Source organism: Dactylosporangium fulvum (genome assembly GCF_025137375.1).
Taxonomy (GTDB): domain Bacteria; phylum Actinomycetota; class Actinomycetes; order Mycobacteriales; family Micromonosporaceae; genus Dactylosporangium; species Dactylosporangium fulvum.
In genome coordinates, this window is record NZ_CP073720.1 from 10,346,365 (window position 1) to 10,364,024 (window position 17,660).

At 70.6% G+C, this 17,660-nt stretch carries 13 protein-coding genes; 2 read left to right on the plus strand and 11 right to left on the minus strand.

Annotation, left to right across the window (positions count from 1 at the left end):
• Nucleotides 1-14 precede the first annotated feature (14 nt).
• The 10 genes from Dfulv_RS47745 to Dfulv_RS47790 form a co-directional block, all read right to left on the minus strand.
• Nucleotides 15-1,712, minus strand: coding sequence for a sodium/solute symporter (locus Dfulv_RS47745; RefSeq protein ID WP_259860415.1), 1,698 nt, complete (start codon nt 1,710-1,712; stop codon nt 15-17).
• Nucleotides 1,709-2,098 carry a hypothetical protein gene (locus Dfulv_RS47750; RefSeq protein WP_259860416.1) on the minus strand — a complete coding sequence of 130 codons (390 nt, stop codon included), beginning with the start codon at nt 2,096-2,098 and terminating at the stop codon, nt 1,709-1,711. Before Dfulv_RS47750 ends, Dfulv_RS47745 begins: the two co-directional genes overlap by 4 nt.
• Nucleotides 2,099-2,183: 85 nt before the next feature.
• Complete coding sequence (locus tag Dfulv_RS47755) at nt 2,184-3,791, minus strand: DUF4153 domain-containing protein (protein WP_259869652.1); 1,608 nt, start codon at nt 3,789-3,791, stop codon at nt 2,184-2,186.
• A 469-nt stretch (nt 3,792-4,260) separates the two neighbouring features.
• Nucleotides 4,261-5,280, minus strand: coding sequence for a HAMP domain-containing sensor histidine kinase (locus tag Dfulv_RS47760; RefSeq protein WP_259860417.1), 1,020 nt, complete (start codon nt 5,278-5,280; stop codon nt 4,261-4,263).
• Nucleotides 5,277-5,975, minus strand: coding sequence for a response regulator transcription factor (locus tag Dfulv_RS47765; protein WP_259860418.1), 699 nt, complete (start codon nt 5,973-5,975; stop codon nt 5,277-5,279). Before Dfulv_RS47765 ends, Dfulv_RS47760 begins: the two co-directional genes overlap by 4 nt.
• A 70-nt stretch (nt 5,976-6,045) precedes the next feature.
• On the minus strand, nt 6,046-6,819 hold the full coding sequence (locus Dfulv_RS47770) for a LytR/AlgR family response regulator transcription factor (protein ID WP_259869655.1): 774 nt from the start codon (nt 6,817-6,819) through the stop codon (nt 6,046-6,048).
• Between the two features lie 5 nt (nt 6,820-6,824).
• A complete protein-coding gene (locus tag Dfulv_RS47775) occupies nt 6,825-8,012 on the minus strand; it encodes a sensor histidine kinase (RefSeq protein ID WP_259869668.1) in 1,188 nt (395 codons plus the stop codon).
• Between the two features lie 1,504 nt (nt 8,013-9,516).
• Nucleotides 9,517-11,034 (minus strand): sugar transferase, encoded by a 1,518-nt coding sequence (locus Dfulv_RS47780; RefSeq protein ID WP_259860419.1) that lies wholly within the window; start codon nt 11,032-11,034, stop codon nt 9,517-9,519.
• A gap of 206 nt (nt 11,035-11,240) precedes the next feature.
• A complete protein-coding gene (locus Dfulv_RS47785; RefSeq protein WP_259860420.1) occupies nt 11,241-12,692 on the minus strand; it encodes a DUF2142 domain-containing protein in 1,452 nt (483 codons plus the stop codon).
• 4 nt (nt 12,693-12,696) lie between these two features.
• On the minus strand, nt 12,697-13,557 hold the full coding sequence (locus tag Dfulv_RS47790; RefSeq protein WP_259860421.1) for an Fpg/Nei family DNA glycosylase: 861 nt from the start codon (nt 13,555-13,557) through the stop codon (nt 12,697-12,699).
• Between the two features lie 56 nt (nt 13,558-13,613).
• Between Dfulv_RS47790 and Dfulv_RS47795 the strand changes: the two genes are divergently transcribed.
• Nucleotides 13,614-14,771 (plus strand): glycosyltransferase family 4 protein, encoded by a 1,158-nt coding sequence (locus Dfulv_RS47795; protein ID WP_259869671.1) that lies wholly within the window; start codon nt 13,614-13,616, stop codon nt 14,769-14,771.
• Nucleotides 14,768-16,126 carry a hypothetical protein gene (locus tag Dfulv_RS47800; RefSeq protein WP_259860422.1) on the plus strand — a complete coding sequence of 453 codons (1,359 nt, stop codon included), beginning with the start codon at nt 14,768-14,770 and terminating at the stop codon, nt 16,124-16,126. Before Dfulv_RS47795 ends, Dfulv_RS47800 begins: the two co-directional genes overlap by 4 nt.
• Before the next feature lie 175 nt (nt 16,127-16,301).
• Here the strand turns inward: Dfulv_RS47800 and Dfulv_RS47805 are convergent, their stop codons facing one another.
• Nucleotides 16,302-17,639 (minus strand): MATE family efflux transporter, encoded by a 1,338-nt coding sequence (locus Dfulv_RS47805; RefSeq protein ID WP_259860423.1) that lies wholly within the window; start codon nt 17,637-17,639, stop codon nt 16,302-16,304.
• Nucleotides 17,640-17,660: the final 21 nt, after the last annotated feature.

Sequence of the window (17,660 nt, forward strand, 5' to 3'; positions counted from 1 at the left end):
ACCCGCCACCCCCGCTACATACGCAGCGCATCCGGCGCGTGCAGGCGAAGCATGATCGCTCCGACACCGGATGGCAAGCGGTGCCTGGTGAAAAGTGACACCGAGATCATCACCAGGAACGCCAACGGCACCGACCAGGCCGCGGGCTGCGTGGTGAGCACGCCGGCCCAGCCGTCCAGCGGCCCGCCGAGGACCGTGAGCAGTACCGCCGAGGCCGCCGTCCCGCCGCCGGTGACGATGCCGGCCGCGGCGCCGACCGCGGTGAGCCCGCGCCACCAGATGCCGAGCACAAGCAGCGGGCAGAAGCTCGACGCGGCCACGGCGAACGCCAGTCCGACGACCTGCGAGACGTCGAGGCTCGCGACGAACAGGGCGAGCAGCAGCGGCACCACCCCGGCGACCAGCGCCGACCGGCGGAAGTCGCGGACGGAGCCGTGGCCGAGGACGTCGGTGGACAGCACACCGGCAACGCTGGTGAGCAGCCCGGAGGAGGCGGAGAGGAAGGCGGCGAACGCACCGGCGGCGACCAGCGCGCTGAGCAGTTGGCCGGTGATCCCGCTGCCCAGCGCGGCCGCGGGCAGCAGCAGGACGACGGCGTCGGTGTTGCCGGTCATGAGCAGTTGCGGGGTGTAGATGCGGCCGAGGACGCCGTAGAGGGTCGGGGTGAGGTAGAAGACGCCGACCATGCCGAGGACGACCATGGTGGTCCGCCGGGCGGCGGCGCCGTCGGGGTTGGTGTAGAAGCGGACCAGCACGTGCGGCAGGCCCATGGTGCCCAGGAAGGTGGCGAGGATCAGCGAGTAGGTGGCGAACAGCCCCTGCGAGCGGTCGCCCGGCAGCAGCCAATCGGCGGGGCCGTCGCTCGACACCGCGGCGACCGTCGGGACGGCGGCGTCGGCGGGGAAGGCGAGGGTCGTGCCGTCGGCGACGACGTGCTCACCCGGCGTGAGGGTGACGGGTCCGTCGACCTGCTGGTCGTCGAGCTTGCCGCGGATCGTCACCGCCGTCGGCTCGTTGACGGTGAGCCTGGTCGATTGGTCGATGACGACGTTCGTCGCCTCCGGGAAACGCGGGCCGTCCGGCGCGGTCAACGCGGGACGGCCGTCGGCCTGCCACTGCATGAGCAGGAAGACGAAGGGCACGGCGAGGGCGGTGAGCTTCAGCCAGTACTGGAACGCCTGGACGAACGTGATCGACCGCATGCCGCCGAGGGCGACGTTGAGCGTGACCACCACGCCGACGAGGAGCGCGCCCAGCGCGTAGGGTGCGCCGGTGACCGTCTGCAGTGTGAGGCCGGCGCCCTGCAGTTGCGGCACCAGGTACAGCCAGCCGATGAACATGACAAACGCGGTGGCGAGCTTGCGCAGGCGCTTGGAACGCAGGCGGACCTCGCAGAAGTCGGGCAGCGTGAAGGCACCCGAGCGGCGCAGCGGGGCGGCGACGAACAGCAGCAGCGCCAGGTAGCCGGCGGCGAAGCCGACCGGGTACCAGAGCACGTCGACGCCGTGCTTGAGCACCAGCCCGGCCACGCCGAGGAAGCTCGCCGCGGAGAGGTACTCGCCGCTGATCGCGGCGGCGTTCCAGGTCGGGCTGACCATACGCGAGGCGACCAGGAAGTCCGATGTGGTACGGGCGAGCCGCAGTCCGTAGATCCCGATGGCGACGGTGACGAGGGTGACGGCGACGACGGCGGGCAGCGCATACGAACTCATGGCTGTTGCTGTCCGCCACGGTCCTCGACCAGGGCGACGAACTCCTGCTCGTTGCGCTCGGCGAGATGCACGTAGACGGTGCCGACCAGATACAGGAACGGGTAGGCCAGCACGCCCAGCAGCAGCCATGGCAGCGAGACGCCGAAGAGGTGGGCGCGCGCGACCGCGGGCGCGGCCGCGAACAACAGCGGCAGTCCGCCGAGCCCCACCGCGACCACGGCGGCGAGCCGGATGGCAACCGCGAGCTGGGCCCGCACGAGGCCACGGGCGAGCGCGGCACCCACCGGGCTCTGCTCCTCGAGCTCCACGCGGGTCCGCGCTGGGTCGATGTGGGTGCGGGCGACATCGCCGAGCACCACGCGGACACGCGGCCGGGGCGGATCCATGGTGCGCAGTCTCGCAACGCTCGCGAAACAAAAGCAAGGCCGACGTCCCCCGTCCGAACGTCGGCCTTGCTCGATCTCCGGACGCTCAGTACCGCCGGTAGCAGGGGTACCCCGTGGACCGCACCCGCTCGGGAACGATCTGCCGGGCCTGCGAACGGCCCAGGTTCCAGCCGCGCCAGTCGTCCGGATTCTCGGCCAGGTCCTCCGAGATGTCGGAGAGCGCGCACTCCCGTGCCCCGGGTGGCAGCCGGTCGAGTTCGGGCGCGGCGTCGGCGGAGAGCGTCCGCAGGTACCAGACGTCGGCGTTGTGGGCGTTCACCCGGTCGACGTTGCGCGCCGCGATGAACCGGTCCGGGTTCAGCACCGCGAGGCCGAGCAGGGTCACGACCCAGAGCGCGACCGCGACCCGCGGCAGCCAGTTCGCCCGCCGCCCCAGCCCGGCGATCAGGACGAGCACGAACAGGGCACCGAGCCACAGCTCGAACGCGTAGACCAGGACCCGCAGCCGGGTGAAGCCGTAGGCGTCCTGGTACACATCCATCCGGCGGAGTGCGGACGCGACGATGACCAGTGAGCAGGCGGCGAGCAGGCCGAGGACGACCCGGAGCAGCATCCGGTCGGTGGCCGTCACCCGGGGCGCCTTGCGCACCGTGACGGCCATGACGACGAGGGTCAGCAGCGTTACGACGAGCAGCTGCCAGAAGCCCTTGCGGGCGTACTCGGCGAAGGTCAGCCCCACCGTACGCATCACGTAGTCCCGGTCACCGAAGAGCACCGTCAGCTGGATGGCGACGAAGAGGACGAACATCAGCAGCAGCGCGCCGACCGGCACCAGCCACTCGATCCGCCGCACGGTGCGCGGCTCGCCGGACGGTCCGTCACCAATCGACGACGGACTGTCGATGAGGTATGCGACGCCGAACAGCAGCCAGGCCGCGACGACCGCGACGAACACCCAGCGGACCACCGTGGCGGCGGAGAAGTCGGGCAGGACGCCCGACACGACCCGGTCGAACGCCGCGTCCGCGCTGGCGAACAGGGCACCGAACACGACGAGCAACACCACACCGAGGCCGATCGAGAGGATCAGGCGGATCAGGTTGTCGGCGCCGTCGGCGTGGCGCTGCCGGACGAACCCCCGCCGCACCCACGGCAGGGATCTGCAACCGGCGATCGGCAGGTTGGCCACCGCCATGAGGACGGCCGGCACGCGACGGCCCCGGCCGACCGCGAGCGCCACACAGCCGAAGGCGGCCAGCAGGCAGAGCAGGAAAAGCCAGCCGGCCGCGCGGAACGCACCGACCGAGAGCAGCGCCAGCGCCGCGACGCTCCAGCTCATCGCCTCGGCAGGAGTGGTACGGCCGGTGCCGTGCCCGGTCTTCACCAGCACGACGGCGAGCGAGACGAGCAGCCCGAGCCCGGCGATGGGCCAGCCGATGCCGGGGCGGTCGATCGGTACCGATGCGGCGGCAATGACAGCGGTCAGGATGCCGCCGATGAGGACCGGTCGCTCAGCCGCGGCGGATCGCTGTGGCCAGCGTCGCTGGAAGAGCGTCGGCTGGGGCGGCCCGAGCGGGACCGGGCTGATCAGGGCCGGGTTGACCGGCCGGGGCCCCAACGGGGGCTGTCCACCCGGCGGCGCCGGGTAGGTGGCGAGGACGTTCGCGACCTGCGGGACACCGCTCGGGTGCATGCCGGGGGCACCGGTGGGGTGCGTGACCGGGGCACCGCCCTGGTACGGCGTGCTCGGCCGGGGGCCGTTGTGCGGCGGGCCGCTCTGGCGGTTGTGGTGGTGGTCATTGCGTGGACCGCCTTGGCCGCCGGGCGCGGCGCCTTGGCCACCTTGCGCGCCACCCTGACCACCTTGCGCGCCACCCTGACCACCTTGCGCGCCACCCTGGCCGCCGGGCGCGGCGCTTCGAGGGGGTGCCGGGGGTTCAGTTGGCGGTGCGGCCCGGGGCGCGGGTGGTGAGAACGGCACCGGGCGGTCCCGGGCCGCGGGTGTCGGGGGTCTTTCCCCTTCCGGTGCGGGGTCGTGGTGCTGGTCGTTCGCGTGGTCGTCCGGCGAAGCTGGCATGACGAGGCTCCTCAGGGCGCACGGATCCGCGCCACCGGCGGCATGCGCCGGTCGCGGCCGCGGGGAACGGGGCTGCGGAGGACCGCTAAACGGGCAGCGTCACCCGGATGCGGCAGCCGGGCTGGTTGTCCGGCTGTTCGATGACGGCGATCGTGCCGTTGTGGAGCTGGATCAGCCACTGTGCGATGGCCAGGCCCAGGCCGGTGCCGCCGCCGGAGGCGCGGGCGCCGCGGGTGAACCGCTCGAAGACGCGTTCGCGCTCGGTGTGTGGGATGCCGGGGCCCTCATCGGCCACCTCGATCATGACCCGGTCCGCGTCCCTGCGGCCGATGATCGTAACCGTGCCGCAGTCGGGGCTGTGGCGGGTGGCGTTGTCGACGAGGTTGGTCAGCACGTGGTGCAAACGGGCCCGATCGGCGCTGACCAGGGCGTTCTCGGGGAAGGAGCAGGAGAGGTATTCGACCTTGTATCCGGCAGCCGTGGCCTTGACCTCGGCCTCGGCCACCACCTCGTGCAAGAGGTCTTCGAGGTAGAAGGTCTCGCGCTCCAGCGGTACGACTCCGGCGTCAAGACGCGAGATGTCGAGCAGTTCGGTCACCAGTCGGCCCAACCGCTCGGTCTGTGCGAGAGCGGTGCGCAGCGTCGCAGGGTCGGGGTCCGCGACCCCGTCGACGATGTTCTCGAGGACCGCCTGGACCGCCGAGATCGGGGTCCGCAGTTCGTGGGAGACGTTGGCGATCAGTTCACGGCGCTGCTGGTCGGCGGCGGCGAGCTCACTCGCCATCTGGTTGAACGCGACCGCGAGCTGGCCGACCTCGTCCTTCGACGTCGCGCGCACCCGCAGGGAGTAGTCGCCGCGCGCCATCGCCCGGGCGGCGGCGGTCATCTCGCGCAGCGGCGACGTGACCCCGTGCGCGAGGATCTGCGACGTCAGCAGGCCGACCGTCAGCGCCATCAACGTCGTCGACGGCGGGAGCCAACCGATGCCGATCCGGAACACCGCCATGCCGGCACAGGCGGACCCGACGAGCAGTACCGCGAGCTTGAGCTTGATCGACCGCAACGGGTCGAGCGGCCGGGGCAGGAGATCCATGAACTGCTTCATGCCGACTCCAGGGCATATCCGACGCCGTGGACCGTTCTGATCAGGTCGGCGCCCAGCTTGCGGCGGAGCGCCTTGATGTGGCTGTCGACGGTACGGGTCCCCGACGCGTCCGCCCAGCCCCAGACCTCGGCCAGCAGGCGCTCGCGGGGAAGTACCGTCCGGGGCCTCGTGGCGAGGTTGACCAACAGGTCGAACTCGGTCGGGGTCAGGTGGGCCTCCACGCCGGCGCGGGTGACCCGCCGCTGCGCCCGGTTGATCTCCAGGTCGCCGAGGACGATCGGGGCCTGGTCGGGATCGGGCTGCACCTGCGCGAGCCGTTCGAGCCGCCGGAGCAGGACGTGGACCCGCGCGGCCAGCTCGCGCATCGAGAACGGCTTGGTGAGGTAGTCGTCGGCGCCGACCGCCAACCCGACCAGCATGTCGGTCTCGTCGTCACGGGCGGTGAGCATGAGCACCGCGACGGGCCGCTCGGCCTGTATCCGCCGGCAGACCTCGAGGCCGTCGAACCCGGGCAGCATCACGTCGAGGACGACCAGGTCGGGCCGGATGAGCTTGGCCGCCGCGACCGCGGAGGGCCCGTCGTGTGCCTGGTCGACCGCGAACCCCTCGGCACGCAGGCGCACCGCGATGGACTCGGCGATCATCCGCTCGTCCTCGACGACCAGCACCCGCCGGCGCTCCCCTGCTGCGTTCATGCTTGGCAGCGTATTCCCGGCTCGTGCAGGGCCTCAGTCGGCAATGTGGAGGCTTTGTGGAGAAACTTCGTCAGGTCCACGACTTGGCGGCGCGGACGAGACGGTCCTTCAGCTCCCTCGTGTGGCGCCGCGAGACCGGCAGCTCGTGGTCGTCGATGAGCACGACGTAACCGCTGTTGGTCATCCGCAGCTCGGTGATCAGCTTGAGTTGCACCAGGTAGGAGCGGTGCACCCGCACAAACCCGGCGTCGGCCCAGCGCTCGGCGAGCGTCGCGAGCGAGACACGGACCAGGTGTGAGGCGTCGGCGGTGTGCAGGCGCGCGTAGTCGCCCTGCGCCTCCACCCAGCGCACCGACGACCTGGGCAGCATCCGGGTCGTGCCGGCGAGCTCGACGGGAATCGTCGGATCGTCCTGCCGGTCCCGCCGGCCCGCCACCGCCGGGTGCGCGGGGACCAGCCGGGCGGCCAGCACCCGGCGCAGCGACTCGGCGATCCGGTCGGCACGGACGGGCTTGCGGACGTAGTCGGCGACACCCAGGTCGAAGGCCTCGGCGGCGCGGTCGTCGTACGCCGTCACGAACACGACCGCCGGGGGCTTGGCGAACCGGCCCAGCACACGGGCGAGTTCCATGCCGTCCAGGCCGGGCATGCGGATGTCGAGGAACACCGCATCGACGTCGACGTCGCGCAGGACCCGCAGGGCCTCGGTCGCGTCGCCGGCGGTGTGGAGCCTGCCGACGCGGGGGTCGGCGCGCAGGAGGTACGCCAACTCGTCGAGGGCGGGCACCTCGTCGTCGACGGCGAGCACACGCAGGTAGCCGGTCTGGGCCGGCTCGACGATCACGCCCTTCACGCGCTGCTCCTGACTCCCGGATGGAACTTCGGCACCCGCATGCTCACTTTCGTCCCGGCGCCGGGTGCGGTTTCGACCACCACACCGAAGCCGTCCCCGAAGACCGAACGTAGCCGATCGTCGACGTTGCGCAAGCCCACGTGCTGACCGGTGTCCACGCCGTCGTCACTGGACAGCAGCGCGGCCGGGTCCATGCCCACGCCGTCGTCCTCGATCGTGATGTGACACTCCGCGCCGGCGTCTCGCGCCACGATGCTGATCGTGCCCATCCCGGGCTTGCGCGACAGCCCGTGCCGCACAGCGTTTTCGACCAGGGGCTGCAGGCAGAGGAACGGCAGGGTCACCGGCAGGACTTCGGGGGCGATCTGGAGCCGTACCTGCAGGCGTTCGCCGAACCTGGCGCGCTCGATCGTGAGGTACCGGTCGATGGAACGCAACTCCTCGGCCAGCGTCGTGAATTCGCCGTGCGCGCGGAAGGAGTACCGCGTGAACTCGGCGAACTCCAGGATGAGCTCGCGGGCCAGCTCCGGATCGGTGCGGACGAAGCTGGCGATCGCGGTGAGCGCGTTATAGATGAAGTGCGGGCTGATCTGCGCCCGGAGCGCCCGCACCTCGGCACGGGCCAGGCGGGCGCGCGAGGTGTCGAGCTCGGCGAGTGCGAGTTGGGTGCCGACCCAGCGGGCCGTCTCGGCGGTGGCCTGCACCAGCCCCGGCGCCGGCGGACCGTCGGACAGTGCGACCAGGGCGCCTTCCCGCAGCACCAGCGGCACGACCACCGCGCCGCGCACCGGGCAGTCGACGAGATCGCAGGGCAGCTCGCCGCTGCTGAGCACGGTGGAGCGCCCGGCCGTCACCGCCTTCGCGGCGGCGACCGCGACCTGTTCGCGGTGGTGGTCCCCGGCGCCGTCGAAGGCGAGCACCCGCTCGGCGTCGGTAACCGCGATGCCGGCGGCTCCGGTGAGGGTCCGCAGATGCCGGACGGCCTTACCGGCGGCGGCCTCGGTGAGCCCGGTCCGCAACGGGTCGGCGGCGAGGGCCGCGATGTGGAGGACGTCGTACGTGGCCCGCTGCGCCGCGGTGGCGATGGCCCGCCGGCTGCGCAGCCGGGCGACGGCGTAGACCGCGGCGGCGAGTGCGACCGCAAGAACGATGACCACCAGGGCCGCCGCGAGGTTCCCTCCCACGCCGCTCATGCTGCCCGCCTTCACCCGCCTTGGGTAGGTCACCTTTCCCGACCGGCGCGACACTGTCCGAAACATCAGGACACGGCCGCGATGTTGACCTTGGTGGATTTCCGTGGTCCTGACCACCGAAGTCCACCAAGGTCAACATCACGAGGGACGTCTAGTGATCATTTGACCGGTGGACGGAGCTGGTCGTCGGGCCGCCGGGTTCCGCCACGGTCGGCGCCCTGCCGGGCCGACCGCCGGCCGGACTCGTGATCGCGGAGGCTCGGCGTTGCTTCGTGGTTCCGGCGGGTCGTGGCTCATGATCGCGATACGTTCACAATCACGAGGGGGCACGGCGGCCACAGTTTCATGATCGCGGAGCGTTTGTGCAGCCAGGGAGCCTGTTGCGCAATTCGCTGGGACAGCGTCGGCGGCCCAACTACGCGCCGATCTTGGAGTTGTGGCGCCATGAACCTCCGAATTTGTCCGGATTTGTCAAGGACCACAACTCCAAGATCAGCGCGGTTGTTGGGGTTGACGCGCGAGGAATCCGAATTGCGCAACAGGCTCCAGGAGTGCACCAAGTCTCCGTGATCATGTGAAGAATCGTGCCAAGCGGCGCCGGGCCGTGGCGCCGGGCCGCAGTGCTGGGCCGCGCCGGGCCGCAGTGCTGGGCCGCGCCGGGCCGCAGTGCTGGGCCGCGCCGGGCCGCAGTGCTGGGCCGCGCCGGGCCGCAGTGCTGGGCCGCGCCGGGCCGCAGTGCTGGGCCGCGCTGGGCCGCAGTGCTGGGCCGCGGTGGGCCGCGGTGGGCCGCGGCGCAGTGCCGCGGTGCTGGGCCGTGGTGCAGTGCCGCGCCGCAAAGTCGGGCTGCGGCGCACGGCCACCCCGTGGTGCGGGGTGGCCGTGCTCCGCGCTTGGCCCGACCCCGGGTTCCTTGATCGTCGAAAACATCTGGCTGCCCAGGCAGCCCGAAGTTTCCCTTGATCTACCAACCGCGGCCGCACCACCCGGCCAGACCCAACCGCCACACCCGTGATCGCGAACGCACCGCGATCACGGCCACAAACCGGCCGGAACCCACGACAACAACCCCAATCGCTCATGAGCGCGGAGGCTCCGTGCCGATCCAGCAACACCAAGCCCCCGTGATCATGAAACGCGACCCCCTTGGTCCCGTGCTCGTCGGCCGGCGCTTGGCCATGATTGCGGCAAGTTCGCGATCACGGGTGCTGAAGCCTGAAGGGCGCAGCGGACGCGATCAAGAATGTCGGGCTTGGTCGAAACCGCGGCCAGGGCCACTTGCCGGGGCAGCCATATCATTCCAACGATCAAGACTGATGAGAGCGACCCGTAGCCGGCGAGGCATGACCACGGCAGCGCGGTTCGGGGCGGTCCGGGCGGCGGGTCACCCGCACGCCTGCGGCCCGGCCCCGAGCGGCCACCCACGAGCCCGATCGCGGACGGGACACCGCTCCGCACAAGGCTCCCGATCCGCCGGCAAGCGGATCGGGTGACCTCTCTAGTAGGCGCCCTTGCGGAAGACCACCACGCCGACGGTGCGCCACATCGTGTGAAGGTCCAGGACCAGGGACCAGTTGTCGACGTAGTACAGGTCCAGGCGAACCGCGTCGTCCCACGACAGGTCGCTCCGGCCGCTCACCTGCCACAGGCCGGTGATGCCGGGGCGGACCAGGAGCCGGCGGCGGACGTCGCCCAGGAAGTCGCCGTCCTCGGCCGGCAGGGGACGCGGGCCGACCAGGGACATCTCGCCGACCAGGACGTTGAGGAGCTGGGGCAGCTCGTCGATCGACGTGGCGCGCAGCCACTTGCCGACCTTGAACACCCGCGGGTCGTTCTTCATCTTGAAGAGCAGCCCGTCGCTCTCGTTCTGGTCGTCGAGCATGGCCTGGCGCTCTTCGGCGTCGACGTACATCGTCCGGAGCTTCCAGACCTTGAACGTCTTGCCCTCGCGGCCGACCCGCGGCTGGCGGAAGAAGATCGGGCCGGGGTCGGAGATCTTGATGGCCAGGGCGATGATCGGGAAGAACGGCAGCACGAGCAGCAGGACGATGAGCGCGAGCACGCGGTCCATGACCGTCTTGAACAGCCAGCCGATGCCGGAGAGCTTCGGCTCCTCGACGTAGAGCAGCGGGATGCCCTCGATCGGCCGGATGTGCACGCGCGGGCCGGCGATGTCGGTCAGCTGCGGCGCGACGGCCAGGTCGATGCCGGTGCCCTCGAGCTGCCAGGCCAGACGGCGCAGCTCGACCGGCTCGGCGCTGGCGGAGCCGCACACCGCGATCGTGTCGGCGTTGATCTCACGGACCAGGGAGAGGATGTCGCGGCCGGCGTGCACGGGCACCGGGGTCGTGCTGCTCGGGTGCGGCGCGTAGCCCTCGGTCAGGTGGATGCCGACCGGCACCAGGCCGGAGGCGGGGTCGCGGGCGATCGCCTGGTGGACCTCCAGCGCCTCCTGCAGCGTGCCGATGAGCAGCACCCGGTGGGTCGCCAGGTGGAACCTGGTCCGCCCGAAGTGCAGGGCACGGCGGGCCAGATAGCGCAGGAACAGCACGAACAACATCGCGCCGACGAGGGCCGCGCCGACGGAGGTCCGGGACACGTCGGTCTTGAAGGTGAGGGCCGCGAAGGCGACGATCGCCACGACGGTCCACGAGGCGCGCACCACGCGCTTGAACTCGTCGGTGCCGGTGCCGAGGTATCGCCGGTCATAGGCGCCGTGGCCCCACAGGACCAGGATCCAGACCGCCGGGAGCAGTACGTAGGCGATCAGGTTGAACAGGCCGGGCTGCCCATGGAAGCCGGCCGTGGTCTTGTTCGGGTCCAGGTTGGCCGTCGCCGTGAGGCTCGCGAGCACCGCTCCGCCGAAGTCGAGCAGCAGCAGGAGTGCGGCATAGGGGCGATGCCACCGCGAGGCCCGCTTGGTGCGCTGCCAGCTGGAGCGGGGCACGCCGTTGGGGCCGAGTGACGTCGTCAACTCGTGGTCCGGGAGGATCTCGAAACTGTCGAGTTCACCCAAGGTCGATCTCCGGCTCGGCGGGGTGGCCGGACGTTGGAGACTAGCGGTCACCTCAGTGCGTCCTCTCGCACCGCGATGCTGGACCGCGGCGCTCAACTGCTCGACCGGTTGAGTTGCGTCCGTCTTGCTGGTTGGTTCACGGACACCGGAAAGCACATCAAGAGTGTGCCATGGCAGCCGTGGCAACCGACGACGACCGGCCGACACTAGTTGCTCAACGTGTTCGCTGTCGAGTGCTGTGCCGTAGGCCGGACAGAACTCCGCGTGACAATTACCCCGAGTAGCACGGCGCCCACCAAACAGCACAGAAGCGGCAGCAAACTGCCGACCGGCGGTTGCCATGTGCCACCCAGCGGATCCAGCCCATGGCTGATGCCGTGCTGGAACCGCGTCATGACACGAGCCAGGGCATAGAGCTGCATCGGTACGGTCAACACCACCCCGATCAGCACCAAAGGCCGAAGCCAACCCTTACCGGACAACCACGCTGCGTAACGTTCGACCACCCCCGCCATGAGCACCACGCCGACGCCGAGGGGCATGACGTACCGGCCGTGTGCGAAGTGCCCGACCTTCGGCGCGAAGTAGAGCTCGAGGGCCACCAGGAGCACCGCACTCGCCACACCGGTGGTGACGATGGCCACCCGCAGCCGGCGGTCGCCGAAGTACAGCGCGGGGAGCACCAGGGCGGCGATCAGGAGGTACCACAGCCCGATCATGCCGATCGAGACCGTCGTCTCGCCGTAGTTGAACTGGCCGATGATCTGGCGGACCCAGAACTCGGCCCGGGCGTCGGCGATGTCGCGCAGGATGGCGCCGGACGTCGTCGGCGGGATCGGGCGGGTCGTTTCCAGGTCGCTGCCGCGTGCGGCGACGGCCATCCAGAAGAGCGCGAACACGACGCCCGCCGCAGCCGGGATGAGGAACGGCCGCCGGAGCAGCTCGCGAGGGGACGTTCGAGTCACGAAGAGTGACACCGCCAGCACTGCCACCGCAAAAAACGGTCCCAGATCGCGGATCGTGAACAGCAGGGCGGCGGCGATCCCCGCCGGCCAGCCGATCGATCGGGTCAGGACCGCGACGAAGAGCAGGATCGCGGCGCTGATCTCCATGCCGTTGGGATTGATCGAGCCGTTGAGGTTGATCACCATCGGGGTCGCGGCGAGCACGACCGCCGCGGTCAGCAGCGGGTTGCGGGCGCGAACGGCGAGCGCCACGGCCGTGGCGAGCAGGAGCGCCGTCAGCGCCGCGGAGAGCAGGCGGGACCCGATGAGGCCGGTGTTGTCGGGGCTGATCCGCAGCGGGAGCCCGATGAGCGCGTAGTAGACGGGGCTGTACCGCGCGGCCGCGCTCGGCACCAGCGTATCGCTGCGATCACCGGTAGTGACCAGGCAGGAGGCGGGGTGGTACTGCGGTTTGTCGAGCCAGGTGCAGTCGGCGTTCTCCGGCAGGAGGCTGCGCGGACCGGTGAACGCGTTGGTCTCGATGCCGCTCGCGTCGGCCGCGCGGTCGTGCGGCAGCCACTGGCCGGTCCACACCGCATAGGCGCGGACCAGGTGCTGCTTCTCGTCATACGTGCCGTTGACCGGCAGGGCAAGCGCCCAGGCGACCCCTAAGAGGAAGAAGGCGGCGAAGGCGAACGAAAAGGCACGGCGCACCGCGTCAGCGTACGAGCTTGGACAGTCTGCGGTCCGCCAAGGGTTTGCCGTTGGTCTGACAGGTGGGGCAGTACTGCAACGACGTGTCGGCGAACGACACCTCACGGACCGTGTCGCCGCAGACCGGACAGGGCAGGCCGGTGCGCGCGTGGACCGCGAGCCCGGAGCGCTTCTCGGACTTGAGCGTGGCGGCCTTCTGCCCGACCGACCTCGTGACCGCGTCGGTGAGGACGGTGCGCATGGCGGCGTGGAGCCGGCCCATCGCCTCGTCGGTGATCTTGTTGGTGAGCGCGAAGGGTGACAGTTTGGCGGCGTGGAGGATCTCGTCGGAGTAGGCGTTGCCGACCCCGGCGAGGATGGTCTGGTCGGTGAGGACGCCCTTGATCTGACCGTTTCGTGACCGTATGGCGGCCGCGAACTCGTCCTCGGACACCGCCAGGGCGTCGGGGCCGAGCCGCGACACGCCCGGCACGACCCGCGGGTCGGTCACGAAATAGGCCGCCAGGCTCTTCTTCGTGCCGGCCTCGGTCAGGTCGAAGCCGCTGTCGTCGTCGAGGCGCACCCGCAGCGCGATCGGGCCGGAGCCGGGCTTGAGCGGCGTCTTGGCGTTGAAGCTGTCGCGATAGTGCAGCCAGCCGGCACGGGCCAGGTGGACGACGAGGTGGAGGTCATCACCCACGTGGATGTCGAGGAACTTGCCGTGCCGGGACGCGCCGGCGATCGGCTGTCCGGCGGCGCTGGTGATCGGCGGATCGAAGGTCTTCAGCGCGCTGATGGCGGACACTTCGATCCGCTCGACGGTGTGGCCGACGGCGCGCTCCCGCAGGAACGCGGCGAGCGCCTCGACCTCAGGAAGCTCGGGCACCCGTACAGTCTGCCGCAAATCACGGGCCGTAGGCTTTTTCCGTCATGAAGCCCGCCATGAAGGTCGTCGTCGCGCACAACAAATATGCGTCCGGTCAGCCGTCCGGGGAAAACGTCATCGTCGATGCGGAGATGGCGCAGCTCACGGAGGCCGGGCTCACGGTGCTGCCGTTCCTGCGCAGCTCCGACGAGATCGGCACGTTCTCGACCGCGCAGAAGGTGCTGCTGCCACTGTCACCGATCCGCAACGGCGCCTCGCAGCGAGCGCTGGCGGGGCTGCTGGCATCCGAAAAACCGGATGTTCTGCATCTTCACAACCCGTATCCGCTCATATCACCGTGGGTCGTGAAGACCGCACACGCCCACGGAGTGCCCGTCGTGCACACCGTGCACAACTACCGGCAGGTCTGCGCCCCCGGGCTGTACTTCCGCGACGGGCACATCTGCACCGAGTGCCGGGGCAAGGCGTTCGCGCTGCCGGCGATCCGGCACACCTGCTACCGCGACTCGAAGGCGCAGTCCGCGGTCATGGCGGCGACCCTCGCGTACCACCGCAGCACCTGGCGGCACGTCGACCGCTACATCGCGCTGACCGACCGGATCGCCGCCCATCTCGTGGACTTCGGCATCCCGTCCGAGCGGATCACGGTGAAGCCCAACGGCATCCCGGACGGCGGTGCGGCGACCACGCCGGGCACCGGGTTCCTCTACGCGGCGCGGCTGACCCCGGAGAAGGGCCTTGAGCTGCTGCTCGACGCGTGGCAGCGCCATCCGGTCGGTTCGCTCGGCGAGCTGCGGATCGTCGGCGACGGCCCGCTGCGGCCGCTCGCCGAGTCCACCGCCGCCGCACGCGCCGACGTGACCTACGTGGGGCCGCTCGACAACGCCGGGGTGCGGGCCCAGATCGCGGCCTCGGCCTGCGTGATCGCCGCGTCGACGTGGCACGACGTGCTGCCGACGATCATCCTGGAGGCGCTGTCCGGCGGCCGGCCGGTGCTGGTCACGGACCGGGGCGGCATGCCGTTCCTGGCCGGTGACGCCGGCTGGGTCGTCCAGCCCGACGCCGCCTCCCTCGCCGAAGGTCTGCGGGCCGCCGCCGACGGCGCTGCCGCGCTCGCCCCGGTCGCCCGGCGGCGGTACCAGGAGCACTTCTCCCCCGACGTCCTGGTCCAGCGCCTGATCGGCATCTACGAGTCGGTGCGCGCTCGGTCGTGACGCTGCGGGCCCGGTGGACGATCGCCGCGGTGGTGGCCGCCGGGCTGGCCGCCGGGGCGGTCGAACTCGCGGTCGACGACAGCGCCACCGACGCGCTGCTGGCCCTGCTGGCCGGGCTGATCGCCGGCGCGACGGGCGCGCTCGGCGTGTCGCTGCTGCCGCTGGCCGACCGGCGCGGGCTCGTCGTGGGTGCGGTCTTCGTCGCCGCGGGGGTGCTCAGCTGGACGTACACCGACACCGGCATCGTGGTGTGGACCCTCCTGCTGCTGTCGGGGCTGCTGTTCCTGTACTGGACGCGGTCGTACTGGACCCGGCCCGCCCTGCCGCTCCGCCTCGGCGTCGCGTGGCTCGGCGTCGCATACTGGGTGCTGGGTGTGCTCGGCGCGCTGCTGGTGCTCAAGGCCGACATCGCGCTGCAGCGGCTGCTCTACGCCGGGTACTTCGGCCTGGTTGTGCTGGTCGTCGTCGCCTTCGCCGGTGCGCGGTTCAGCCTGGGGATCGCGGTGTCGTTTGTGCTCGGCCTCGCGGTGCTGCTGCTCGCCGGCTCGGGCAACCTGTTCACCTCACCGCACGTCGTGCCGGACACCCCGTGGGGCACCGGGTTCGAGTACCGCTTCTGGGGTATGCGCCGGCTGCTGTACCACCCGAACGCGATGGCGCTGGTCTCGGTGCTGGCCGCGATCCGGATCGGCGCCGACCGCACGCCGGCCTGGTGGCAGCGCTCCGGTGTCGTGGCACTCGCGGCACTGATCCTGTGCGTCAGTGACTCGCGCACCGGATTCCTGGTGCTGCTCGTCGCGGCGGCGGCGTATGTCTTCGTGTCACGGACGGAGGCGGTCGTACCGGCTGTCGCGCTGGTCGCGGTCCTGATCGTCAACGGGCCGTCGTTCATCGTCAAGGAGCGGTACGGCGGCGACGCCGGCATGAGCAGCGGTCGCGTGGAGACGTGGCGACAGGTCGCGGCGGACTGGCGGGCGGACAGCGTCGCGGAGAAACTGCTGGGCAACACCCGTGATGCCCGGGCCACGGTGTATCGGGCCAGCAGCGGTCCGGACATCAAGCTGACGGTCGACAACGCCCCGATCGCCGCGCTGCGCAAGGCGGGCGTCATGGGTGTACTGACCTTTGTGGTCGGCGTGGCCCTGCTGTTGTGGAACCTCTGGCGCCGCCGTGCTCACGCCCCGCCCTGGCTGCTGGTGCTGCTCCCGGCGGCCCTGGTGAGCACGGTGACCAACGAGTGGCTGCTGGGCGGCACGGGCAGCACGCTGTGGCTGCTCCTCCTGTCCGGCGAGGCGGCTCTGCTGACGGGCCGGCGAGAGGCCCTGCCGGCGCAGGAGCGTTCCGCTCAGGATTAGGGCCTGTTTCGTAACTGAGGCCGGGCTGCGGCGGGCCCAGATTCCGCCTGGCGCCACCCCGCGAAAGCCCGGTTACAACACCGGTAGCCGGACTTCCGCGGGGCGACGCCAGACGAAATCTGGACTCCGCCTCGCTCCGACCCCAGGTACGAAACAGGCCCTAGCGGAGCCAGGGTCAGGTGCTCTTGGCCGTGTCCAGGCGAGGCGTCGCCGGGGACTCGGGAGGAGGGCCGACCAACTTCAGGGCGTGGAAGTAGAGCGTCATCATGACGATCAAGCCGGCCGTCGAGCCGGTCAGAAGGCCCCACGCGGCGCCGTGCAGGCCGTAGTTCGCACCGATCGACAGGCCGGTCAGCGAGATGGTCGCGAACACGACGTACTGCACGAACAGCATCCGTGCCCGGTGCATGCCGCGCATCGCGGCCGTGAACGGGACCTGCAACAGGTAGATCGCCCCCTGCAGGGCGATCGGCAGGGCCAGCGGTGCGGCCTCGGAGAACTTGCCCGTCCTGGTGAGCAACCACGACACGAGCGGCCAGACGATGATCACCATCAGCATGCCCAGCACCGCGAACGCGATCGCCAGCTGGCGGGTCTGGCGGCGCAGAGCCGCGGCCGCCTCGAGGCCCTCGGCGCCGGGCTTGGCGGCGGTGGCCGCGTTGCGCGAGGCACGCGGCACGAGGAGGCCCTGGATCGCCGCGACCAGGTTCTGTACCGGCTGCAGCTGCACCGTCTGCACGAAGCGCAGGTTACCCAGGTCGATCTTGGAGAGCTTGCCGGCGACCAGGAAGCTGATCGACAGCACCTGCACCTGGGCCACGACCGCGGTCGCGGTGAACCAGCCCGACAGGTGGCGGGTCTCGGCGAGCCACGCCTTCGGGTTGCCTCCCCACGGCAGGTGCCCCTCGCGCAACACGTAGACCGTCGCGCCGGCGGTCGCGCCGATGCCCCACGCGGCGAGCAGGCCGCCGGGGGTGGAGTGGCCGATCAGCACCATGAAGAGGATCGCGATGCCCTGGGTGCCCGCCCAGACCAGGTCGATGCTGAGGGCCTTCTCCGGCCGGCGGTCGGCGAGGTAGTCGCACCGGGCGGTGTCGTGCAACATGATCGGGATCATGAACGGGGTCAGCCAGATCAGTTCATGAAGGTCGATCTTCCCGTTGTGTGGCCACACCAGCCAGATCCCGACGAAGATGACCGTCGTGACGAGCCCGGAGCACAGGGCGGTCGTCAGCCCGTTGCGCACCAGCCGCACCCGATGGTCGCCGTCGTAGCGTGATGCCAGCGCGAGCAGGACGTCGCCGACGATGGCCCGGTTGAGGTACATGGAGAAATAGCCGACGCTGAGTGCGAGCGCGAGCGCACCGAACTGCTCCTTCGCCAGCAAGACGCCGCCGAGCAGCGTGTTTGCGGCGTTGGCGGTGGCGATGACCACCTGGTCGAGCAGACCGGCGCCGACAAAACGGGAGGCAGCACGCAACGCCTGGGCGCGGCGGGACGTCTGGTTGGTCACGAGCCGTGCGGGTTGCGAGCG

Bases quoted from the DNA above. Each gene is read 5' to 3' on its own strand.
- Dfulv_RS47745 (WP_259860415.1), bottom strand. From the start codon at position 1,712: ATGAGTTCGTATGCGCTGCCCGCCGTCGTCGCCGTCACCCTCGTCACC.
- Dfulv_RS47750 (WP_259860416.1), bottom strand. From the start codon at position 2,098: ATGGATCCGCCCCGGCCGCGTGTCCGCGTGGTGCTCGGCGATGTCGCC.
- Dfulv_RS47755 (WP_259869652.1), bottom strand. From the start codon at position 3,791: ATGCACCCGAGCGGTGTCCCGCAGGTCGCGAACGTCCTCGCCACCTAC.
- Dfulv_RS47760 (WP_259860417.1), bottom strand. From the start codon at position 5,280: ATGAAGCAGTTCATGGATCTCCTGCCCCGGCCGCTCGACCCGTTGCGG.
- Dfulv_RS47765 (WP_259860418.1), bottom strand. From the start codon at position 5,975: ATGAACGCAGCAGGGGAGCGCCGGCGGGTGCTGGTCGTCGAGGACGAG.
- Dfulv_RS47795 (WP_259869671.1), top strand. From the start codon at position 13,614: ATGAAGGTCGTCGTCGCGCACAACAAATATGCGTCCGGTCAGCCGTCC.